Here is a 22719-nt window from a genome sequence, read left to right as displayed (position 1 = left end):
CTGGCAAAGGCTTGTTCGAGCACGGCCGGGTCGAGAAGGGCGGAAAACTGCTCGAGAGAGCGGTACTCGTTGCTGAAGGCAAAAGCGGAGGACAACGCGGTTTGAAGACGCATAAAAAATCCGACACCAAGGAGATGTCGGATTTTTTCATCACTGGAGGATCAGTCAAGCGATCGGTCTTAACTGATCAGCATTAGCCCTTGGGGCGGCTTTTTCATCAGCAAGGCTGTTACACCAAATCGAGCTGCTCGGGGGAGAGGATAATGCCGGTGGAGTCGGCGTAGAGCCAGTCTTCCGGCAGGAAGGTTACCCCGGCAAAGTTAACCGGTACTTCGGTCTCGCCGACGCCTTTGTCTTCGGCACCCACCGGGATGGCGGCCAGGGCGCAGATCCCCAGTTCCAGCTCTTCGAGGGTGTCCACTTCCCGCACCGCGCCGTTGATCACCAACCCTTCCCAGTTGTTGCGCATGGCCAGCTCGGCAATGTCGGCGTCAATCAGGGCCCGGCGCAAAGAACCGCCGCCGTCTACCAGCAGCACCCGGCCTTCGCCCGGCTCTTCGAGCATCTCGCGAATAAGGGCGTTGTCTTCGAAGCATTTAACGGTGCTGACCTTGCCGCCAAAGGAGCTGCGGCCACCGTAGTTAGCGAAGATGGGTTCAACCACGTCCACCATGTCGATGTAGGTGTCGCAAAGGGCAGAGGTGTTGTATTCCATGGCAAAATCCTGAGCTGGGCCGGGGTGCCTAAAGGTTAGCGCCAAAGGCGGGGCCTGGGCAAACAACAAATCACCTGTTGAGCCGGGGTGCGATCAGCCTTGGTTCAACCAGCGGTCATTACCCTTGGCTCACCGGCGTCGCTTTGCCCGTTCATCTCGGTACAATAGCCGCCTTTCATTTCTCTGGAGCCTGGCATGCGACTTTGGCCGTTGATTGTGCTGTGTTTTTCCTTCGGTTTCGTGCCGAAGGGCAACTGCGCCGACACCCAGCGGCTAGAATCTGAAACCGCCGTCACTATTAAAGAGTTCCTGCAAACCGACCCCGGCCTCAAAGCCTTCTTCAACCGCGCCCATGGCTATGCGGTGTTTCCCAAAGTGGCCAAAGGTGGCCTTATCCTCGGCGGCGCCTACGGCGAGGGCCTGGTGTTTGTGAACCGCAAGCTGGTGGGCACCAGCCGCCTCAAGCAGCTGACCTTAGGCTTTCAGATAGGCGGCCAGACCTACAGCCAAATCGTGTTCTTCAAAACCGCCGATGCCTTCAAACGCTTTACCAAGGGCGAGTTGGAGTTTGGCGCCCAGGCCTCGGCGGTGGCCCTGGATGCCGGCGCTGGCACCAATGTGGATTACGAGAACGGGGTGTCGGTGTTTACCATGGCCCAGGGCGGCCTGATGTACGAAGCGGCTCTGGCCGGCCAGGTGTTCACCTACCGGGCGATTCATTAACAAATTCGTCAAGGGCCGGTCACGGCACTGTCATTGTGGACTTCTATCTTTGCGTCTAAAGAGGGAGGTTCACTATGCGCATGACCCTATTCACCGCATTAGACCATCAGCTTTTCCGCAGAAGCCAGGCTCACCCTCAGTGGCGGCAATGGGCCGGCATGGCCCGCTGGATCTCCAGAACCGGTGACGGCCCCCTGTATGGCCTTATCGCCCTGGCGTTTTGGATGAGCCAATGGCCGTCGTTGCAGGCCTACGTGCTGGACCTGCTGTACGCTTTTGCCATCGAGCTTCCCCTTTATGTGCTGCTCAAGCACGGCTTTCGTCGCCCCCGCCCTGTGGTTGCCCTGCAAGGGGTACAGGCCTTTATCAAGCCTTCTGACCAGTTCAGCCTGCCCTCCGGCCATACCGCCGCCGCCTTTGTGATGGCTTCCATGGCCATTGGCCACTTCGGCCTCGTTGGCCTGCTGCTGCTGCCCTGGGCCATGTTGGTGGGGCTGTCACGGGTGCTGCTTGGGGTGCACTTTCCTTCCGATATTCTGGCTGGCGCCGCGTTAGGGAGCTGCGTCACCTGCATCGTCCTTTTCTGAGTCAACCCAAAGGAGTCTTGATGCGCATTCTTTATGGTGTGCAGGGAACCGGTAATGGCCACATTACCCGGGCGCGAGTCATGGCCGAAGAGCTGGCCAAACGGGATGTCCAGGTGGACTTCCTCTTCTCCGGACGGGATGCCAGTGAATACTTCGATATGGAACCCTTTGGCGACTACCAAACCCGCCGCGGCCTGACCTTTGTCACCGAGCGCGGTGGGGTCAAGCTCCTCAAAACCCTCAGTCAAAGCCGGCTGGGAGAGCTGTGGCGCGACATCAAGAGCCTGCCGGTGCGCGATTACGACTTGGTGATCAACGATTTCGAGCCCATCACCGCCTGGGCCGCCAAGCTTGCCAAGGTGCCGAGCGTGGGCCTTAGCCACCAGGCCTCCTTTTTGCAGCCGGTGCCCAAGGACGGCGAGAACCTCAGCTCCAGGCTGCTGATTCGCCACTTTGCGCCGGTCAATATTGAGCTGGGGGTGCATTGGTACCACTTTGGCAAGAACCTGCTGCCGCCCATCATTGAAAACCCCAGCCAGCAAAAGGCGCCGCGCCATAACAAGGTGCTGGTGTACCTGCCTTTTGAGTCCATAGAAGAAGTGCAGGCGCTGCTTGAACCCTTCCCGGATGTAGAGTTCTACTGCTACCACCCCAAGGCAACCTTCGAGGATCGCGGCCATATTCACCTGCGGCCGCCGTCGCGTGGCGCCTTTCACCAGGACTTGGCCGATGCCATGGGGGTGATAGCTAACGGCGGCTTTGAGCTGCCGTCAGAGGCGCTGCGCATCGGCAAGAAGCTGCTGTTAAAGCCGCTACACGGCCAGTTCGAGCAGCTCTCCAACGTGCTGACCTTGCGGCAATTGGGGCTGGCTTCGGTGATGTATGAGCTGTCGGCGGCGGAGCTGGACGCCTGGCTTGAGCTGCCGGCGGCGCAGCCGGTGTCCTATCCGGAGGTGGCCGGCAGCTTGGTGGACTGGCTGCTGGCCGGGAACCTCAACGACAGTGAGCAACTGTGCCAAGGATTGTGGCGGCAGGTGGCCTTTCCCAGTTACTGCAAGCTCTCGGCTGGGGTCAACAACAGCTGACAAAGGTGCTCCACCAGGCCCAGGCGGTCGGCGTCTTTGAGGTAAGCCGCGTACAGTTCGCGGTGGATCTCCGGCGCCCCGGCTACCTGGAACAACTGGCCCTCGGCAACGGCGTCTTGGGTCAGCCCCAGGGGCAGGTAGGCGCTGCCGCCGTGGTCGAGGATAAAATCCAGGGCGATGCGGCCAATGCCGGTATGCAGTATCGGCGGCGCCTGCTCCTTGAGCAGCTTGCCGTGCTGGATGCTGAACTGGGTACCCCAGTCCACCTTCACATAAGGGCCGTTAAGGGCGCCGTGCAGGTCTTGGCCGGCTTTGCTGGACACCAGCTGCAGGCGCAGGCTGCCCACTTCCCGCACCTGTAGCTCCTCCACTTTGGGCGGGTCGAACAGCAGCGCCAGGTCAAGCCGACGCTCGAGGAGCGAGCGCACCATCACGTCGGCAGGCGCCGTGTCGGCCCGCAAGGCGATTTGGCCGAGACTTCGGTAGATAAGCGGCAGGCGCCGCTGCAAGAAAGGGTCCCAGACATTGGTGCTGGCGCTGATGGCCAGCTGCACCGACTGGTGGCTGGCCAGGGCAATATCCTGCTTGGCCCGCTGCCAGGACAGCAGCATGGCCTCGGCGTGGGGCAGCAGCCGCTCGCCGGCGCCGGTGAGCTGGATATTGTTGCGATGACGGGTGAACAACGATACCCCCAGCTGGCTCTCCAGCTGGCGGATGCGAAAGCTGACCGCCGATTGGGTCAGGTAAAGGTTCTCGGCGGCCTTGCCGAAATGGCGACAGCGATGAACCTCCAGAAAGGTTTTCAGCAGCTCGGTATCCAAATCACAGTCTCGTTAAGTATCTTTTCTGGTGGCGATAAATATTTTTCATTTTACCCCTATTGACGGGTTATCCATACTCCGCCGCGTAAGCCTACCCGGCCGTACGCTTTACCGAACTATGGGGACAGGTGTAATGAACAGCTTTATGTCTGGCAAGAAATTTTTTGATGATCTGAACTACCCGCGCGGCTTCCAGCGCAGCGGCGACTTTACCATCACCGAAGCCAACCTGCTCACCGATAAAGGTATGGGTATGCACCTTTTGGCCAGCAGCCAACGGGAACCCATGACCGCTGAAGAGCAGCGCTTTATCAGCGTATGCCGCGGCGAAGTGCCTGCCACCAGCGTAGAAGAAAAGGTCTGGATGAAGTACCTTAACCGTATCACCCAGCGTCGCCATATCTACACCATTTGCGACGCTCCCGCCCGAGGGGCGAGCAGTGATTACGACACGAGCGATAGCTCGGACGAGTGATCAAAGGGGCGCCGATGGCGCCCTTTTTCATTGATACGGAGAAGTAGCTGTGAATAAGGAACAGAGCAACGGCGTGGTACTGGCCCTGCTGGAACAGCTCAATGACCACCACATTCCCCGCTTGCTCAAGCTTAAGGAAAAGGTCGAAGACGGCTCGCGCCTCGATGACTACGACCTGCGCTTTTTGAAAGACGCCATCAGCGTGGCCGAGGAAGAAAAAGACCTCATCCACCAGCACCCCGAGCTTAACGAGCTGGCCGGCCAGCTCTACCACCTCTACAACCTCATCACCGACCAGGCCATTGTCAACGAACGTGACAATGGCTAAGTAGTTACATAAAGTTAACATTGTCGTTTGCCGCCGTGACAGCCCCGCGCTGCCACGCCGGTCATCATCAGCCTCCAGGGACGGTACAACTTGCGAGGCGCCGCTTATGCATTACCAGCCTGTCTTTCCTCACACTCTTAACGTTGTAATAAAAAATTCATCTTACTGTTCGCACTTTGTGCCGATAACGGCATAAGGGCTGACTAGGCTGGAAATTCAGCGTCAACGCTCAGGGATGGCTCCGTCTTCTTTTCCACAGGCGAGGCACTATGCTCATCAAACACAAACTTTATGGTCTGGCCGGGTTGGCCGTTGGCGCTTTGGCACTGCTGGTGCTGGGCGTGTGGTGGTCTTGGCAGGGTATCGACAGCCTTAACCGGGCCAAGCTGCTCAACCAGACCCTCAACAACAAGATGCTGCTGCTGCGCCGCCATGAAAAAGACTTCCTGATGCGGCTCGACGAGAAGTACGCCCAAGCCTTTGCCAGCGAAGCTCGTGACTTTACCGACGCGACCCAGCGCCTGGCCAAGCTGCTGAACAGCGACGGCGTCAACGACACCTCCCTGAGCCAGTTGGAAAAGGACATCGGCAACTACGAGGCTTTGTTCAACCGCCTGGTGGACCAGTACCGCACTGTGGGCCTGACCCCGGAATCTGGCCTCTATGGCAGCTTGCGTGACGCCGTGCATGACGCCGAGGCCCAGGTCCGGGCCAGTGGCCGAGACGACCAGTTGGCCGGCATCCTGCAGCTGCGCCGCCATGAAAAGGACTTCATGTTGCGTCTTAACAGCAAGTACGTTGACCAGTTCAACGCCGACTTTGCCAAGCTCAATACCCTGCTGGATAACGACCAGACCCGCCAGGCCATGGCCAAATACCAGCATGATTTTTTGGCCCTGGTAGATGGCCAGAAGGTGATTGGCCTGACGCCTAACGATGGCCTCACCGGCGAGCTTCGCAGCCAAGTGCAGGCCACCGAGGAGCAGTTTGACCAGATCAGCAAGCAGCTGGATAAGGTTATCGACCAGGCCCAGGCCAGCACCCTTTGGAAATTGCTGGCGTTCTGCCTCTTTATCGCTCTTGCCCTTATCGTGCTGGCAGTGCTGATCGTGCGCCAACTCAATCGCCAGCTCAGCGACAGTATCAGCACCATGCAGCGCATTGCCGCCGACTGTGATTTGACCCTGAGCCTCAACCAGGATGGCAAAGACGAGCTGACCCAGATGGGCGGCCACTTCAACGCCATGATGGACGGCGTGCGCGAGCTGGTGCGCCAAAGTAAGCAGGCGGTGGAGTACTTAAGCCGCGCCACCTCTGAGCTTTCGGCCAATGCCGAAGAAACCTCGGCGGGCTCAAAAGAGCAGCTGACCCAAACCGATCTGGTGGCCACTGCCATCACCGAAATGGGGTCCACCATTGAGGAAATTGCCCGCAACACCGAGATGGCTGCTACCAAGGCGCAAGAAACCAACGACAACGCTCAGCAAGGCCAGCGCCAGCTGCAAAACGCCATCGGCCGCATCGAGCAACTGGCTAGTCAACTGGAAAGCTCCACCGTGGCGGTGGATGAGCTGGTGCAAAGCTCCAATACCATTGGCTCGGTGCTGGATGTGATTCGTGGCATTGCCGAGCAGACCAACCTGCTGGCCCTGAACGCCGCCATCGAGGCGGCCCGGGCCGGCGACCATGGCCGAGGCTTTGCGGTGGTGGCTGATGAAGTGCGCACCCTGGCCATGCGCACCCAAACCTCCACCGAGGAAATTGACGGCATCATCAAAGGCCTGCAGCAAAAGACCCAGTCCATCGTTACCCTGATGGAAGAGTGTCGTAGCGAAGGTCTGGAAAGTGCCGCCGAAACCCAAAAAGCCGGTGGGCTGTTGACACAGATCACTCAGGGTGTGAACGGTATCCTCGACATGAACACCCAAATCGCCGCCGCCATCGAGGAGCAAAGCCAGGTGTCGAGCGAAGTGAATCGCAACGTGGTGGTGATCCGCGATGTGGCCGAGCAAACCGCCGCCGCCTCCCATGGCAACGCCGAAACCTCGGCCCACGTGGCCGAGCAGGCCGAAGAGCTGGCCGCTGTTATCAGCCGCTTTAAGGTCTGAATTACGCCCAATAAAAAAGGCCACCGACAGGTGGCCTTTTTTGTGCGCCGCGCTTAGAGGATAAAGCGTGACAAGTCTTCGTCTTCCACCAATTTACCCAGATGCGCTTGCACGTAGGCTTCATCGATGGTGACGGTCTGGCCGTCGTGGTCGGCGGCGTCGAAGCTGATTTCTTCCATCAGCCGCTCCATCACGGTGTGCAGGCGCCTCGCGCCGATGTTCTCGGTGCGCTCGTTGACCTGCCAGGCCGCTTCAGCCAACTTGTGGATACCGTCTTCGGTGAACTCGAGGTTCACGCCCTCGGTGGCCATCAGCGCCTGGTATTGCTCGGTGAGGCTGGCTTTGGGCTCGGTGAGGATACGCACAAAGTCTTCGGCGGTCAGGGCGTCCAGCTCAACCCGGATCGGCAGGCGGCCCTGCAGCTCGGGAATGAGGTCGGACGGCTTGGCCATCTGGAAAGCGCCGGAGGCAATAAACAGGATGTGGTCGGTTTTGACCATACCGTGCTTGGTGTTGACGGTGCTGCCTTCCACCAGCGGCAGCAGGTCGCGCTGCACGCCTTCGCGGGACACGTCGGGGCCGGAAGTGTCGCCGCGCTTGCAGATCTTGTCGATTTCATCCAAGAAGACGATGCCGTTGTTCTCCACCGCTGCCAGGGCCTTTTCCTTGACCTCTTCGGGGTTTAGGAGCTTGGCTGCTTCTTCGTCGATGGCCAGTTTCAGGGCGTCTTTGACCTTGAGCTTCTTGCTCTGCTTGGTCTGGCCGCCACCGAGGTTTTGGAACATCGACTGGAGCTGGTTGGTCATCTCTTCCATGCCGGGAGGTGCCATGATCTGCATCTCCATTTGCGGTGCGGCCAAGTCGATGTCGATCTCTTTGTCGTCCAGGCTGCCCTCGCGGAGCTTCTTGCGAAACACCTGGCGGGTGTGGTTGTCCGAGTCGCTTTTCTCGGCCTCGCCCCACTGGTTCTTGGCGCGGGGCAGCAGGGCGTCGAGGATGCGCTCTTCGGCCGCTTCTTCGGCGCGAGTGCGCACCTTCTTCATTTCCTGCTCGCGGGTCATCTTCATGGCCACGTCGGCTAGATCTCGGATGATCTGCTCCACTTCCTTGCCCACATAGCCCACCTCGGTGAACTTGGTGGCTTCCACCTTGATAAAGGGGGCGTTGGCCAGGCGCGCCAGGCGGCGGGCAATTTCGGTTTTACCAACCCCGGTGGGGCCGATCATCAGGATGTTCTTGGGGGTCACTTCATGGCGCAGCGCTTCGTCGAGCTGCATGCGGCGCCAGCGGTTACGCAGGGCAATGGCCACGGAGCGTTTGGCACCGGCCTGGCCGATGATGTGGCGGTCAAGCTCGTGAACAATCTCGCGGGGGGTCATGGATGACATGCTTTACTCCAGGACTTCGATAGTTTGGTTGGTGTTGGTGAACACGCAGATCTCGCCGGCGATGGTCAGGCTTTTCTCGACGACGTCGCGGGCGTCAAGTTCGGTGTTGTTCAAAAGCGCCTTGGCGGCGGCCTGGGCGTAGTTACCGCCGGAGCCGATGGCGATGATGTCCTGTTCGGGCTGCACCACGTCACCGTTACCGGTAATGATGAAAGACTTCTCTTTGTCCGCCACCGCCAGCATTGCCTCAAGGCGACGCAGGGCGCGGTCGGTACGCCAGTCCTTGGCCAGGGCCACGGCGGCGCGCTCCAGGTTGCCTTGGTGGGCCTGGAGCTTGGACTCGAAACGTTCCAACAGGGTGAAGGCATCGGCGGTACCGCCGGCAAAACCGGCCAGCACCTGGCCGTTATGAAGACGATGCACTTTACGGGCATTGCCCTTCATGACCGTATTGCCAAGGGAAACCTGGCCATCGCCGCCAAGGGCGACCTGGCCGTTGCGGCGAACGGATACGATTGTGGTCATGGGATCTCCTGAGACAAGGGCGCAGCAGGCGCCATTGGACATGAGTTGCAAACTGGGGGCAGGGCGCGGCCTTTTCAAGGGCTGCTCAAAGATTAGATAGCCCCGTTCAGGTTGTGCCGGAACGGGGCCGGGTGCTTAACGCCAGGGCCAGATGGCGCAGTGCGGGAAACCGGCCTTCTCGGCCTTGTGCTGCTGGTTCTGGGCAGCCCGTTTACCGGGGTAGGGACCGAGGATCACCCGGTACCAGTCGCCGGTCTTGCGCACCTGGGCTTCCAGGCCCACAAAGGCGAGTTTGGCTTTTTGGGTTTCGGCCTGGTCGTAGACCTTAAAGGAACCGCACTGCATCTGGTAAGGCTTGTCGTCTTTTGGCCGGTCCGGCACGTCGACTTCCACTTCCTTGTTTTTCAAGGTTTCGACGTAGCGCCATTCTTCCTTGGGCGGCGCTGGCAAGGTTTCTTTGGGCTTGGTGGCCGGTTTGGCGTCAACCGGCACCGGCGTGGCCTTGACCTCTACCTTGGCCGGCGGGTTGGCCGCAGCTGGGGTTGCCGGGCGCTTGGCCAGGCTCACCAGAAAATAGATAAAGCCCAGGGCACAGACGGCAAAAACCGCTATGGCTATCCAGGGAGTACGGCGCGGCGGGGCGCTCTTTGGGTTGCTGCTGCGGCGCTTGGGGGCCGCGTTGCGTACGTAATCTTTACGGGCCATCGCTAAGGGGGCTCTTAAATGGTCGGCTTATGCTGGACAAGGGGGCCTTGGAAATCAAGCACTGTCGATAGGGTCCAGGTCCAGGGTCCAGTTTGCCCGGCGGTGAGGCGGGTCTTCTTCGAGGTTGGCCAACAATGGCGCCAGCCATTGACGCAAACCTTTCTTGTCCTGGTACTGAACCCAGAGCTGAAAACGAAACTTGCCGGCACGCCGCTCCAATGGCGCCGGCAGCGGCCCCAGCACCCAGCCGCCTTCGGGAGCGCACTGTTGCAGGCGCTGGCCTATGGCGTCAAGGAGGCTTTGGGCGTCTTCGGCCTTGAGGGCGTCGCTACGAAACAGCGCCTGGGCACTGAACGGCGGCAGCAGGGTTTGGCGGCGCTCAATCAGGGCATTGGCGGCAAAGGCGCCATAGCCGTTGGTAAGCAGTTGGCTCAGTAGCGGGTGCTCGGGGTGGTGGCTTTGCAGCAGCAGGCGCCCGGGTTTGTCGGCGCGCCCGGCCCGGCCCGCCACCTGTACCACCAACTGGGCCAGCCGCTCGGCGGCGCGAAAATCTGATGAATAAAGCGCGCCGTCTACATCCAGCAGCACCACCAGGGTAACATCGGGAAAGTGGTGGCCCTTGGCCAGCATCTGGGTGCCTATCAAGAGTTGATACTGGCCCTGGCGGATGCCGGTCAGGGCCGATTCCAGGCTGCCCTTGCGGCGGGTGGCGTCACGGTCGATACGCACCGCCTTGTAGCCTGGGAACAGCGCCGACAGTTCGTTTTCCAACTGCTCGGTACCGAGGCCCACCCCCACCAACTGGCTGGAGCCGCAGCTGTGGCACTGGTGGGGCAGGGGCCGGTCAGAGCCGCAGTGGTGGCAAATTAGCCGTTGCCTGCCTTTATGCACAGTGGGGTAGGCGCTGCAGCGGTGGCAGTCGGCTATCCAGCCGCATTCGTGGCACAAAAGGGTGGGGGCAAAGCCGCGGCGGTTCAAAAACACCAGCACCTGCTCGCCCCGGCCAAGGTGGGCCTTGATGGCGGCCAGCACCGGCGGTGACAGCCCGGCGGTGAGCGGTTGATGCTTGATGTCGATAAGGTCAAAGCGCACCTGGCTGGCGTTACCGGCCCGCTCGTTTAATACCAGCTTTTGGTATTTACCGGCTTCGCAATTGGCGAGGCTCTCCAGGGCCGGGGTGGCCGAGCCCAGCACCAGCGGCACTTTCTCAAGTTGCGCCCGTACCACCGCCAGATCGCGGCCGTGGTAGCGAAAACCTTCCTGCTGCTTAAAGGAGGCGTCGTGTTCTTCATCGACGATGATAAGGCCCGGCCTTGCCAGGGGGGTGAACACGGCGCTGCGGGTACCGATGACAATGCCCAGTTCCCCATCCCTGGCCTGGCGCCACACCTTGAGCCGCTCGTTGTCGGTGAGCCCCGAGTGCAGCAGCGCCATGGGCACTTCAAAGCGTTTTTGAAAGCGGCGCAGGGTCTGTGGGGTGAGGCTGATCTCCGGCACCAGCACCAGCACCTGCTTACCGGCCTTGAGGGTTTCGCTCATGGCGCTGAGATAAACCTCGGTCTTGCCCGAGCCGGTTACCCCTTCCAATAAAAAGGGCGCAAAGCCTTTGGCGGCGTTGATGGCGGTAATGGCCACCGCCTGCTCGCTGTTGGGGCGGGGGCCGGGGTTTACCAGCAGCGGGTTTTCCCAAAAGGGCGTGCCCTGCTGGCGCCGCTGCTCGCTTTGTACCAGGCCTTTGTCTTGCAGGGTGCGAAGGGTGGCGCGGTCAAAAGGCAGCTCGCCAAGCTCGTTGTCGGACAGCTCGCCGCTTTGCAGCTGAGCCACCGCCGCCAGCTGTTTACTGGCGTTTTTGGCAAGGACGCTGGTATCGGCACCTGGCACCAGTTGCCAGAACAGCTCGTCGCCGCTGGCTGGGGCGCCTTGGCGCAGCAGCACCGGCAGGGCTTGCTGCCAGGCGTCCCCTGGGCTGTGCAGGTAGTAATCGGCGGCCCAGCGCACCAGCTTGTTAAGGGCCGGCGGTAGAATGGGCGCGCTGTCCAGCACCGCTTCAATGGGCTTTAATTTGTCCAGACTCACCTGGGGGCTGACATCGCATTCGCCGACAATACCGATGCGCCGGCCCTTGCCAAAGGGCACCCAGACCCGCATTCCCGGCACCGGTTTCAGTTCTGGCGGGCACAGGTAATCGAAGCCGCGCCGCAAGGGGGTGGCCAGGAAAACACGGATAACCGGAGGGGGGGATTGATTATTGAACAACTGATCCGCTATGATGCGCGCCTTCGAATTTTTGAACGTTAACACAATCGTGTGGTGTCTGGCACTGGACCAGATGGCGACACGGCCCACTGAGGGAATCCCCATGAAAGACGGTATCCATCCTAAGTACGTTGAAATTACCGCTACCTGCACCTGCGGTAACGTGATCAAAACCAAGTCCACCCTTGGTAAAGACATCAACCTGGACGTTTGCGGTGCTTGCCACCCTTTCTACACCGGTAAGCAGAAAGAAGTGAACACCGGTGGCCGTGTTGACAAGTTCAACAAGCGTTTCGCAGTACTGGGCGGCAAAAAATAAGCAGCCCCTTACTGAAAAAAGGCGCCTTCGGGCGCCTTTTTTTGTGGTCGGATATTTGAACCCTTGAAAACGTGCGACACTTCACAAAGCCTAATACCAAAGACCTATACCCCTACCCTACAAAAGTTGCCGCACTATGTCTGACTTTCGCGAAAAAGCACTCAAGTACCATGCCGAGCCCACCCCCGGCAAAATCGCCATTGCCCTGACCACCGCCGCCGATACCGCCCAAGATCTGGCCCTGGCCTATTCTCCCGGTGTGGCCGAGCCGGTGCGGGAAATCGCCGCCGACCCGGATAACGCCTACAAGTACACTGCCAAGGGCAACCTGGTGGCGGTTATCTCCAACGGCACCGCCATTCTTGGCCTGGGCAACCTGGGGCCGCTGGCCTCCAAGCCGGTGATGGAAGGCAAGGCGCTGCTGTTTAAACGCTTCGCCAACCTCGATGCCATCGACATCGAAGTCAAACACCGCACCACCGAAGAATTCATCAACACCGTGGCGGCCATTGCCGACACCTTCGGCGGCATCAACCTTGAAGACATCAAGGCCCCCGAGTGTTTCGAGATTGAGCAGGCCCTCAAGGAGCGCTGCTCGGTACCGGTGTTCCACGACGACCAGCACGGCACCGCCATCGTTACCGCCGCCGGCATGCTCAACGCCCTGGAGATCCAAGGCAAGGACATCGCCACCGCCAAGGTGGTGTGCATGGGCGCCGGCGCGGCCGCCGTGGCCTGCATGGAGCTGCTGATCACCTGCGGCGCCCAGCGCGAAAATATCTACATGCTGGACCGCAAAGGGGTTATCCACACCCGCCGTGACGATCTCAACGAGTACAAGCGCCAGTTCGCCAACAACACCGACAAGCGCACCCTCGAAGACGTGATTGAAGGCGCCGACGTTTTTGTGGGGGTTTCCGGCCCCGACGTATTGCCTGCCGATGCCCTGCGCCTGATGGCCGACAACCCGGTGGTGTTTGCTTGCTCCAACCCGGACCCGGAGATCAAACCCGAGCTGGCTCACCGCACCCGTGATGATCTGATCATGGCCACCGGTCGCTCCGACTACCCCAACCAGGTCAACAACGTACTGTGCTTCCCCTTTATCTTCAGGGGCGCGCTGGACGTGCGGGCCACCGCCATCAACGACGAAATGAAAGTGGCGGCCGTGGAAGCCATCCGCAGTCTCACCAAGGAAGCGGTACCGGCCCAGGTGCTGAGCGCTGCCGGCGTTGATAGCCTGAGCTTTGGCCGCCAGTACATCATTCCCAAGCCTATGGATCCGCGGCTGTTGCCTCGGGTCGCCCGGGCCGTGGCCCAGGCGGCGGTGGACAGCGGCGTTGCCCAGATCCCCCTGCCGGACGACTACATGCTGTAACTCGGAAAAAGGGCCTAGGCCCTTTTTCTTTATCCGCTGTTTGCCCGAGGCCATCGAAGGCCCTGGCCGTCGTGTTACCGCCCTCTCAATAAGTTATTGATCAATTAGGTGTTGTCGATGCTCTGTGGCGCTCGGCAACATGATTTTTGCAAGTTGTCAACTGGTTGAAAAACACCCTTCAGTGTCATGGTTTTGACGTCTTGGCTGCCATGCCTTGGCTAGTTTTGGTTTGCCCGCTCGGGCCATCACTAAAACAGTTCAGAGAGGACAACCATGAAGAAAAGGACGCTGATGGCGACCTCCGCCACAACCTTGTTGGTACTTTCCACCCTCGGCAGTGCGGTGGCCGCTTCCCTGTCCGGGGGCGATCTCAGCCTCAAACCGGTGGCTACCGATACCCGCTACATCATCAAATACAAGGCGCCCAATGCCCTGAGCAAAGATCCGGCCCTGGCGGCGGTAAGCGGCCCCATGGCCCAGGGCGCCTTTGATATCCAGGCGGCCGACAAGGTGCTGGCCAAGGCCGACGCCAAGGCCATCATGCACCTTAAAAAGGCTGGCCTGAGCGTGGCCGAGCTTAACCCCAAACAGCTGGCGCTGCTGAAAAAAGACCCCTCGGTGGAATACGTGGAGGTGGACCCTAAGCGCTACCTGATGGCCGAATCCCAGCCTTATGGCATCTCGCTGGTGCAGGCTAATCAGGTGTCTGACAGCGCCATTGCCAACCGCAAGGTGTGCATCATCGACACCGGGTACGACCTGGGCCATGAAGACTTGCCAAGCTCCGGCATCACCGGTAACGACAGCTACGGCGGTTACGACACCGGCAATTGGTACCAAGACGGCTACGGCCACGGCACCCACGTAGCGGGCACCATTACCGCCATCGGCAACAACGGTATTGGCGTGGTGGGGGTAAGCGGCTCGGGCAATATCGGCCTGCATATCGTCAAGGTGTTCAACAACAGCGGCAACTGGGCGTACGGCTCGGATCTGGTGGGCGCCATTTCCCAGTGTGAAAACGCCGGGGCTGACGTGATTAGCATGAGCCTGGGCGGGCCCGACTCCTCCACCGCTGAACGTAACGCCATGGACAGCGCCTACAGCGACGGGGTGCTGATCGTCGCGGCCGCCGGTAACGACGGCAACGCCAGCTTCTCTTACCCGGCCTCGTACAACAGCGTGATGTCGGTGGCGGCGGTAAACAGCAGCGGCAGCTGGGCGTCCTTCTCCCAGTACAACAGCCAGGTGGAGATAGCCGCCCCCGGGGTTAACGTGTTGTCCACCGTCCCCGGTGACGGCTATGCCTACTACTCCGGCACCTCCATGGCCACGCCCCATGTGTCAGGGGTCGCGGCGCTGGTGTGGAGCCTGCACACCCAATGTACCGCCGCCCAGATCCGCTCGGCCCTGGACGCTACCGCCCAAGACCAAGGCGCCAGCGGCCGTGACAACTACTACGGCTACGGTATCGTCAAGGCCAAGGCCGCCCACGATTACCTCACCGCCAACGGTTGTAGCGGCGGCACTACCCCTCCGGGCGGCGGCAATGGCGGCAGCGTCTCCAACCTGTCGGCCTCCACCGGCAACTGGAACTACCAAAGCGTGAGCATCCCCTCCGGGACCAGCACCCTGACCGTGACCATCAGCGGCGGCAGCGGTGATGCCGATCTCTACACCCGCTTTGGTGCCCAGCCCACCACCAGCAGCTGGAGTTGCCGCCCCTATCTCAACGGCAACAACGAGACCTGCACCATCAGCAACCCCAGCGCCGGTACCTGGTACCTGGGGGTGCGGGCCTATAGCAGTTATTCCGGGGTGACCCTGTCTTGGAGTTACTGAGGCGGGAATGAAAAACGCGGCCTGTTGGCCGCGTTTTTTTATTCTTCGTAAAGGTCCGGTATTTCCAGGCCCAGTTCTTTCATTATCTGTTTGGCACTCTCGGGAATATCGTCCGGGCGGTCTTTGCGCAGGTCTTCGTCACCGGGCAGCGGCTGGCCGGTAAAGGCGTGCAGGAAGGCTTCACACAGCAACTCCGAGTTGGTGGCGTGGCGCAGGTTGTTAACCTGGCGACGGGTACGCTCGTCGGTGAGAATTTTCAGAACCTTCAGCGGGATGGAGACGGTGATCTTTTTAACCTGTTCGTTTTTCTTGCCGTGCTCGGCGTAGGGGCTGATGTAGTCGCCGTTCCATTGAGCCATGTGAGTGCCTTAGACCTTTTATTTTATTGCGCAAATTGTACCCCCTTGGTGGGGACAGTCAATCTCGGCCATTTTGGACGTCTAAACATCTTGACGCCCAGAAATGCAAACGGCTACCCTATGGTCACGGTGAGCCCCCATTCACCGCTCAGCACCCCAATTCAGAACACCTCGAGGTAACCCGGATGAGTATTCGCCAAAGCACCACTGCCGTTCGTTCAGGCCTGGAGTCTGACCAGCAGCACAACTCGGTGGTGCCGCCGCTGTATCTCTCCACCAACTACACCTTCGAGGATTTTCGCACCCCCGGTAGCTACGACTACAGCCGCTCCAACAACCCCAGCCGCGACCTGCTGGCAGACGCCATTTGCAAGCTCGAAGGTGGCGCCCGGGCGGTGGTGACCGCCACCGGCATGGGTGCTGTGACCACCGCTTTGCAACTGTTGTCGGCGGGCGACACCCTGGTGGTGCCCCACGACTGTTACGGCGGCTCCTGGCGCCTGTTCAACGCCTGGGCCAAAAAGGGTGCCTTTAACCTCATTACCATCGACCAGGCCGACCCTAAAGCCCTGGCCGATGCCCTGGCCAAAAAGCCCAAGCTGGTGTGGGTGGAAACCCCCTCCAACCCGCTGCTGCGGGTGGTGGACGTAGCCGCCATTTGCGAAGCGTCCCACGCCGTGGGCGCGCGGGTGCTGGTTGACAACACCTTCTTGTCGCCCATCGGCCAAAGCCCCTTGGCGTTGGGCGCCGATTTGGTGCTGCACTCCACCACCAAGTACATCAACGGCCACTCCGATGTGGTGGGGGGCGCTTTGGTGGCCAAAGACAAGGCCCTGGGCGACGAGCTGGCCTGGTGGGCCAACTGCATCGGCGTAACCGGCTCAGCCTTTGATTCTTACCTGACTCTGCGCGGCATCCGCACCCTGGCGGCGCGGTTTCGCATTCACGAAGAAAATGCCCAAAAGCTCACCGCCTGGCTGGCGCAAAAACCGGAGGTGTCGGTGGTGCACTACCCGGGCCTTGCCAGCCACCCCGGCCATGAGCTGGCCAAACGCCAGCAAAAGAGCTTTGGCGCCATGTTCAGCATCGAGCTCAATGTCAGCCTCGACACCCTGGGCAACTTTGTTTCACGGCTCAAACTGTTCAGCCTGGCCGAGTCCTTGGGCGGGGTAGAGAGCCTGGTGGCGGTGCCTGCCACCATGACCCATGCGGCCATGACCGCCGAAGCCCGCAGGGAAGCCGGCCTTAACGACGGTTTGCTGCGCTTTTCCGTGGGCATTGAAGATGCCGACGATCTGATTGACGACCTGGCCCAGGCCTGGCCTGCCCTTAAAGAAGGTTAACAGCGGTATGCGACACATTCATAAGTTCGGTGGCTCCAGCCTGGCTGATGCCGATTGTTACCTCAAAGTGGCGGCGCTGGTGCGCCGTCATTGTCAAAAGGGCGATGTGGTAGTGGTGTCTGCTTCCGGCGATACCACCGATCATCTGCTGGCCCTGACTCTCGACTCCCTGCCGGCCCTCAAGGCCCAGCAACAGGCCCTGTTCAAGGGCATTGAAGGGGTCGATAAAGTGGCCCAGCTCTCGGCCGCCTTGAGCGCCGATATCAACGCCATCGAGCAGGCCCTGACCGACGGCATCACCAACAGCGACTGGTTGGTGTCCTTTGGGGAGATTTGGTCGGCCCGTCTGCTGGCGGCGCTGCTGGATGCCCGTTTCCTGGATGCCCGTGATTTTCTGGTGATTGCAGACGGCCAGGTTCAGCCCCAAAGCCGCGAGCGCCTGCAGGCCATTGCCAGCGACGAGCTAACCATCGTTACCGGCTTTATTGGCGCCGATGCTCAAGGTGAAACCCGTACCTTGGGCCGTAACGGCTCCGATTACAGCGCCACCTTGGTGGCAAGCTTTTTAGAAGCGGCCTCGGTGACCATCTGGACCGACGTCTCCGGTATCTACACCGCCGACCCCCGCAAATTGGAAGGGGCTTACACCCAAAATCACCTGGCCGGTAAGGTGGCCACCGAGCTGGCCCGCCTCGGCTCGCCGGTGCTGCACCCTCGCACTCTGGGGCCGCTTGATCTCACCCGCCAACAGCTCATCATCCGCTGCACCTTCGCCCCCGACGAAGGCGGCACCCGCATCAGTACCGAGCGTGCCAACAAGAACCTGGCCAGCCTCACCTGGCGGGGCGATGTGTACCGTTGCCACGCCGCAGAGGCCAGCAGCGACATTCGCGCCCAGGCCTATGCCGAGGAAGAGGGCGGCGCCATCCTCTACCTGCCCTTCGCCTTTGGCGAGCAGGCCGAGAAGCTGACCCTGCTGGCTCTGGTGGGCCAGGGCCTTGATTGGCAAAGCCCGGCTGGCCAGGCTTTGGCCAACGTGGCCCAGCAAGGGGGCCTGGTGCATCAGGCCAAGGGCCCGGAAGGGCTGTCACTTATCGCCTTTGTGCGGGAATTGCCGGCCAAATCGCTGCTGGCCCGCCTGCACGACCAACTCTTTGCCGTGGGCGTGGTGGTGCTGGGAGTAGGGAATATCGGCGGCTGCTGGCTGGACGGCTTTGCCCCGCGCCTCAAAGACCGTCTGCGCCTCTATGGGCTGGCCAACTCCAAAAAGCAGCTGTTCTCCCTTAACGGCATCAAGCCGGCCAACTGGCGGAACGAGTTTGCCAAAGGCGGCGAGCCGCGCTTTGAAGGTGACCTGCTGGAGGCCTTTAAAAAGGCGCCCTTTGCTCACTTGTTGCTGCTGGATCTCACCGCTTCCAAGGCGGTGGCCGACCAGTACCCCAAATTCCTCAACGCCGGAGTGCATCTGGTCAGCGCCAACAAGCAGGCCGGCTCCGCGCCTCTGGGTGAATACGACCGCCTGCACGTGACCCTTCGCCAAAGCGGGCGGCGCTGGTTCTACAACACCACGGTCGGTGCCGGTTTGCCGGTACAGGCTGCCATTCGCGACCTCCTAGGCTGCGGCGACGATCTCGAAGGGGTTGGCGGGGTGTTCTCCGGCACCCTGTGCTGGCTGTTCCAGAATTTCGACGGCACCAAGCCGTTCTCACAATTGGTCAAAGAAGCCCATGCCAAGGGCTTTACCGAGCCCGACCCGCGTGACGACCTCAACGGCCTGGACGCGGCCCGCAAGCTGCTGATTTTGGCCCGCGAAGCCGGTTGGCGCCTGGAGCTGGATAACATCCACATCGACAACCTGGTGCCAGAGCACCTGCGTAACATCAGCCGTGACGAGTTCTTCGCTCGCCTCGATGAGCTGGACCAGCCGCTCTTGGCCGCCCTTAACCAGGCCAAGGCCAAAGGTAAGCTGCTGCGCTACGTGGGTAACCTGCGCCAGGAAGAAGACGGCTTTCGTGCCACCGTCGGCCTAGAGACCCTGGATGCCACTCATCCCTTTGCCAACCTCACCGCCGGTGACAACATTTTCGCCATCCAGAGCCGCTATTACCGGGAGAACCCGCTCATTATCCGCGGCCCCGGTGCCGGCCCCCATGTCACCGCCGCTGGAGTGCAATCGGACGTGATCCAGCTGCTTTCCTGGCTTGCCTGAATATAAGTGATTGATAAAACCCGCCTTTTGGCGGGTTTTTTTATGGGCTTTTTCAGCGATCGCCTTGATCTTCAGAAAAAGATCTCTATTATGGCCATTTAGACGGCTAAACATCTATAGATCTAAACATCCAAAAATCCAAGGAAGACAATCATGGCTCTTACCCACTCTCTCGGTTTTCCCCGCGTCGGCCGCCGCCGCGAACTCAAGTTTGCCCTCGAAGCCTACTGGGCCGGTGACAGCAGCGAAGGCGAGCTGCGCGATCTCGCCGCCCAGGTACGCCACTACAACTGGGGTGTGCAGCAAGGCCTGGACTTTGTCCCGGCCGGCGACTTCACCCTCTATGACCATGTGCTGGACACCGCGGTGCGCCTGGGCGCCGTGCCCGAGCGTTTCAAGGCCGACGAGCCAGCCATCACCACCTATTTTCGCCAGGCCCGTGGCCGCGCGCCCGGTGGCCAGGACGTACCGGCCCTGGAAATGACCAAGTGGTTCAACACCAACTACCACTACCTGGTGCCGGAGCTGGCCGACGACCAGCAATTCAGCCTCAATGTCGACGAGCAGTTGGCGCAAATCCGCGAAGCCCGCGCTGCTGGCCACAAGGTCAAGCCGGTGCTGGTGGGGCCTGTGACTTTCCTGTACCTGTCCAAGCAGCGCGAAGGGGCTGACCAGCGCCTTAGCCACCTGCCCAAGCTCATCAGCGCCTACAGCCAGTGGCTGGATAAACTGGCTGGCGAAGGTATCGAGTGGGTACAGATTGACGAGCCGCTGCTGGTCACCGACATCTCAAACGACTGGCAACAAGCGCTGCAAACCGCCTACCAGGCCCTGAGCGAAGCGCCGGTGAAAATCCTGCTGGCTACCTACTTTGGCACCCTTGGCAATAACCTGGCCCTGGCCACCAGCCTGCCGGTGGCGGGCCTGCATATCGACGCCGTGGCCGGCCGTGCCCAACTGGCGGTGGTGGACAATGCCTGGCCGGCGGACAAAGTGCTGTCGGTGGGGATAGTCAATGGCCGTAACGTCTGGCGCACCGACCTTCGCGCCGCCATTGGCAGCCTCAAGGCCATTGGCGAGCGCCGTGGCAACCAGCTGTGGGTGGCGCCAAGCTGTTCCTTGCTGCACTGCCCCGTTGATCTTGCTCAGGAAGACCAGTTGGATGACGAACTCAAATCCTGGCTGGCCTTCGGGGTGCAAAAAGTCGAAGAAGTGCAGCTCATTGCCAAGGCCCTTAACGAAGGGGAGGGCGCCATCGGCGAAGCCCTGGCCGCTTCCGACGCCGCCGCTGCCGCCCGTAAGTCTTCCAAGCGCATCCACAGCGACACCGTGGCCAAGCGGGTTGCCGCCATTACCGGTAATGACAGCCAGCGCCACAGCGCCTTTAGTGACCGTATCGCCAAGCAGCGCGAATACCTCAAATTGCCTGCCTACCCCACCACCACCATCGGTTCTTTCCCGCAGACCCCCACCATCCGTGGCCTGCGCCGCGACTGGCGGGCCGGGCGCCTGAGTGAGCCGCAATACCGCGAGGCCATCTCCAAGGAGATTGAAGCGGTTATTCGCGAGCAAGAAGCCCTGGGCTTGGACGTGCTGGTGCACGGTGAAGCCGAGCGTAACGACATGGTGGAGTACTTCGGTGAGCTGCTCGACGGCTTTGCCTTCACCCGCTTTGGCTGGGTGCAAAGCTATGGCTCCCGCTGCGTCAAGCCGCCCATCATCTTTGGGGATGTCAGCCGCGCCCAAGCCATGACGGTAGAGTGGGCCGCCTTTGCCCAGACCCTGACCCACAAGCCGGTCAAAGGCATGCTCACCGGCCCGGTGACCATCCTTGGTTGGTCCTTCCCCCGCGACGATATCGAGCTCAAAACCATCGCCCAGCAAATTGCCCTGGCCCTGCGCGACGAAGTGGTGGACTTGGAGCAAGCGGGTATCAAGGTTATCCAAATCGACGAGCCGGCCTTTCGCGAGCTGCTGCCGCTGAAATTGGCCGAGCAAAGCGCCTATTTTGACTGGGCCGTCGAGGCGTTTCGCCTGTCGGCGGCTGGGGTGGCGGACGACACCCAAATCCACACCCACATGTGCTATTCGGAGTTCAACGCCATCATCGATGCCATTGCCGCCCTGGATGCAGACGTGATCACCATCGAGACTTCCCGCAGTGCCAACGAACTGCTGGATGTGTTCCGCGAATACGCCTACCCCAACGAGATTGGCCCTGGCGTGTATGACATCCACAGCCCCCGCATTCCGTCGGTGGACGAGATGGCCAAGCTTATCCAGCGCGCCGAGGCCTATATTCCGGCCGAGCGGATCTGGGTGAACCCCGATTGCGGCCTCAAGACCCGCCGCTGGGAAGAGGTGCGCCCGGCCCTTAAAAACATGGTGGACGCCGCCAAGCAGCTGCGCGAGCAAGCCGCCTGAGGTGAGCGCTCCCTTGGTAAAGCCCGCTTTTTGGCGGGCTTTTTCGTGACGTGGCAGTGGTGATTGGCGACTTTTTTAGCGCTTTTTGTAATTTGCGCTTGCTTTAGCCATCTAAACGTCTAACATGGCCATTTAGACGTCTAAACATATAAATGGCTGACAAGCGAACCCGAAGGAGCCACCATGTCACTGTCCCACGCACAACACCTGGAACTGCTGAACCAGAGCGTCGGCGAACTCAAAAACGACATTCAGGTGTCCTTCGAGTTCTTCCCTCCTGGCACTGAAAAGGCCGAAGCCAGCCTGTGGGAAGCCCTGGATCGCCTGGCGCCGCTGGCGCCGCGCTTTGTGTCGGTGACCTACGGCCACACCGAAGAAGGCCGAGTTCGCACCCATAACGTCATCAAACATATCAGTGAGCGCACCGGCCTGACCGCGGCGCCGCATTTGACCTGCATCGACACCCCGGAAGCCGAGCTTCGCCAAATCGCCCGTGATTACTGGCAAAGCGGCATCCGCCATATCGTGGCGCTGCGCGGTGACAAACAGCCGGGCCGCCAATACACCAACTACTACGCCTCCGATCTGGTGCGCATTCTGCGTGAAGAAGGGGATTTTGATATTTCCGTTGCCGCCTACCCGGAAGTGCATCCTGATGCCAAAAGCGCCCAGGCCGACCTGCTGGCGCTGAAGAAAAAGGTGGAAGCCGGTGCCAACCGCGCCATCACCCAGTTCTTCTTCGACGTGGAAAGCTATCTGCGTTTTCGTGACCGCTGCGTCAGCGCCGGTATCGACGTGGAGATCGTGCCCGGCATCCTGCCGGTCAGTAACTTCGAAACCCTGAAACGCTTTGCCGGGCTGACCAACGTGGCGGTACCCAACTGGCTGGCCCAGCGCTTTGACGGCCTGGAAAACGATGCCACCACCCGCTCTTTGGTAGGGGCGTCTATCGCCATCGACCAGGTACGGGTACTGCGCAAAGAAGGAGTAAAAGAGTTTCACTTCTACACCCTTAACCGCGCCGAGCAGAGCTATGCCATCTGCCACACCCTCGGGGTTCGGCCACAACTGGCCAAAGCAAGCTAAACCACAAGCCGGCGCCCGCCGGCTTTTTTGTGACTGTGATCAG

General features: G+C 60.6%; 19 protein-coding genes and 1 pseudogene. 13 read left to right on the top strand and 7 right to left on the bottom strand.

What is annotated here, in order from left to right; all coding sequences use genetic code 11:
- Positions 1 to 229: 229 nt before the first annotated feature.
- Positions 230 to 715: a ribonuclease E activity regulator RraA gene (gene rraA / locus EDC28_RS19185; protein WP_050660197.1), complete on the bottom strand. Its 486-nt coding sequence runs from the start codon at positions 713 to 715 to the stop codon at positions 230 to 232.
- A gap of 195 nt (positions 716 to 910) precedes the next feature.
- On the opposite strand from rraA, the gene EDC28_RS19180 reads away from it, so the two are divergent.
- The 3 genes from EDC28_RS19180 to EDC28_RS19170 all read left to right on the top strand — a co-directional run bounded on the left by EDC28_RS19180 (position 911) and on the right by EDC28_RS19170 (position 3110).
- Entirely contained in the window at positions 911 to 1438 is a 528-nt protein-coding gene (locus tag EDC28_RS19180) for a lipid-binding SYLF domain-containing protein (RefSeq protein ID WP_123422689.1), read from the top strand.
- Between the two features lie 74 nt (positions 1439 to 1512).
- Positions 1513 to 2025, top strand: a complete 513-nt coding sequence (locus EDC28_RS19175; protein ID WP_244946617.1) for a phosphatase PAP2 family protein — start codon at positions 1513 to 1515, stop codon at positions 2023 to 2025.
- Between the two features lie 20 nt (positions 2026 to 2045).
- The gene (locus EDC28_RS19170) at positions 2046 to 3110 is read left to right on the top strand and encodes an MJ1255/VC2487 family glycosyltransferase (protein ID WP_123422688.1); all 1065 of its coding nucleotides are present in this window, start codon (positions 2046 to 2048) and stop codon (positions 3108 to 3110) included.
- Here EDC28_RS19170 and hdfR read toward each other — a convergent pair.
- Positions 3074 to 3931, bottom strand: a complete 858-nt coding sequence (gene hdfR / locus EDC28_RS19165) for an HTH-type transcriptional regulator HdfR (RefSeq protein ID WP_050660163.1) — start codon at positions 3929 to 3931, stop codon at positions 3074 to 3076. The two genes, EDC28_RS19170 and hdfR, sit on opposite strands and share 37 nt — an antisense overlap.
- A gap of 145 nt (positions 3932 to 4076) precedes the next feature.
- Here hdfR and EDC28_RS19160 point away from each other — a divergent pair, with 145 nt between their 5' ends.
- The 3 genes from EDC28_RS19160 to EDC28_RS19150 all read left to right on the top strand — a co-directional run bounded on the left by EDC28_RS19160 (position 4077) and on the right by EDC28_RS19150 (position 6842).
- A complete protein-coding gene (locus EDC28_RS19160) occupies positions 4077 to 4406 on the top strand; it encodes a MaoP family protein (protein ID WP_232338744.1) in 330 nt (109 codons plus the stop codon).
- A gap of 49 nt (positions 4407 to 4455) precedes the next feature.
- Positions 4456 to 4734 carry a hypothetical protein gene (locus EDC28_RS19155; protein WP_050660165.1) on the top strand — a complete coding sequence of 93 codons (279 nt, stop codon included), beginning with the start codon at positions 4456 to 4458 and terminating at the stop codon, positions 4732 to 4734.
- Positions 4735 to 5003: 269 nt separating this feature from the next.
- Positions 5004 to 6842, top strand: a complete 1839-nt coding sequence (locus EDC28_RS19150) for a methyl-accepting chemotaxis protein (protein ID WP_123422687.1) — start codon at positions 5004 to 5006, stop codon at positions 6840 to 6842.
- Between the two features lie 53 nt (positions 6843 to 6895).
- Here EDC28_RS19150 and hslU read toward each other — a convergent pair whose 3' ends face one another.
- From hslU to priA, 4 genes are all read right to left on the bottom strand, one after another.
- Positions 6896 to 8230 (bottom strand): HslU--HslV peptidase ATPase subunit, encoded by a 1335-nt coding sequence (gene hslU, locus EDC28_RS19145; RefSeq protein ID WP_050660167.1) that lies wholly within the window; start codon positions 8228 to 8230, stop codon positions 6896 to 6898.
- A gap of 3 nt (positions 8231 to 8233) precedes the next feature.
- Positions 8234 to 8755 carry an ATP-dependent protease subunit HslV gene (gene hslV, locus EDC28_RS19140; RefSeq protein WP_123422686.1) on the bottom strand — a complete coding sequence of 174 codons (522 nt, stop codon included), beginning with the start codon at positions 8753 to 8755 and terminating at the stop codon, positions 8234 to 8236.
- Positions 8756 to 8890: 135 nt separating this feature from the next.
- On the bottom strand, positions 8891 to 9460 hold the full coding sequence (locus EDC28_RS19135) for an SPOR domain-containing protein (protein ID WP_050660169.1): 570 nt from the start codon (positions 9458 to 9460) through the stop codon (positions 8891 to 8893).
- Between the two features lie 54 nt (positions 9461 to 9514).
- A complete protein-coding gene (gene priA / locus EDC28_RS19130; protein ID WP_244946616.1) occupies positions 9515 to 11716 on the bottom strand; it encodes a primosomal protein N' in 2202 nt (733 codons plus the stop codon).
- 103 nt (positions 11717 to 11819) lie between these two features.
- On the opposite strand from priA, the gene rpmE reads away from it, so the two are divergent.
- The 3 genes and pseudogenes from rpmE (at position 11820) to EDC28_RS19115 (ending at position 15255) form a co-directional block, all read left to right on the top strand.
- Positions 11820 to 12035 carry a 50S ribosomal protein L31 gene (gene rpmE, locus EDC28_RS19125; RefSeq protein ID WP_050660171.1) on the top strand — a complete coding sequence of 72 codons (216 nt, stop codon included), beginning with the start codon at positions 11820 to 11822 and terminating at the stop codon, positions 12033 to 12035.
- Positions 12036 to 12171: 136 nt separating this feature from the next.
- Positions 12172 to 13398, top strand: a pseudogene (locus tag EDC28_RS19120) (malic enzyme-like NAD(P)-binding protein); the annotation flags it as partial.
- A gap of 288 nt (positions 13399 to 13686) precedes the next feature.
- Positions 13687 to 15255 carry a S8 family serine peptidase gene (locus EDC28_RS19115; protein WP_123422684.1) on the top strand — a complete coding sequence of 523 codons (1569 nt, stop codon included), beginning with the start codon at positions 13687 to 13689 and terminating at the stop codon, positions 15253 to 15255.
- Positions 15256 to 15293: 38 nt separating this feature from the next.
- Here the strand turns inward: EDC28_RS19115 and metJ are convergent, their stop codons facing one another.
- Positions 15294 to 15614, bottom strand: coding sequence for a met regulon transcriptional regulator MetJ (gene metJ / locus EDC28_RS19110; protein WP_050660174.1), 321 nt, complete (start codon positions 15612 to 15614; stop codon positions 15294 to 15296).
- 185 nt (positions 15615 to 15799) lie between these two features.
- Here metJ and metB point away from each other — a divergent pair, with 185 nt between their 5' ends.
- The 4 genes from metB (at position 15800) to metF (ending at position 22676) form a co-directional block, all read left to right on the top strand.
- A complete protein-coding gene (metB, locus tag EDC28_RS19105; RefSeq protein WP_050660175.1) occupies positions 15800 to 16957 on the top strand; it encodes a cystathionine gamma-synthase in 1158 nt (385 codons plus the stop codon).
- A gap of 7 nt (positions 16958 to 16964) precedes the next feature.
- A complete protein-coding gene (locus EDC28_RS19100) occupies positions 16965 to 19166 on the top strand; it encodes an amino acid kinase family protein (RefSeq protein ID WP_123422683.1) in 2202 nt (733 codons plus the stop codon).
- Positions 19167 to 19319: 153 nt separating this feature from the next.
- The gene (gene metE, locus EDC28_RS19095) at positions 19320 to 21590 is read left to right on the top strand and encodes a 5-methyltetrahydropteroyltriglutamate--homocysteine S-methyltransferase (RefSeq protein WP_123422682.1); all 2271 of its coding nucleotides are present in this window, start codon (positions 19320 to 19322) and stop codon (positions 21588 to 21590) included.
- A gap of 183 nt (positions 21591 to 21773) precedes the next feature.
- Positions 21774 to 22676, top strand: a complete 903-nt coding sequence (gene metF, locus EDC28_RS19090; protein ID WP_123422681.1) for a methylenetetrahydrofolate reductase — start codon at positions 21774 to 21776, stop codon at positions 22674 to 22676.
- Positions 22677 to 22719: the final 43 nt, after the last annotated feature.

Source organism: Gallaecimonas pentaromativorans, assembly GCF_003751625.1.
Classification (GTDB): Bacteria; Pseudomonadota; Gammaproteobacteria; order Enterobacterales; family Gallaecimonadaceae; genus Gallaecimonas; species Gallaecimonas pentaromativorans.
This window is presented reverse-complemented; position numbering and strand designations above follow the sequence as displayed.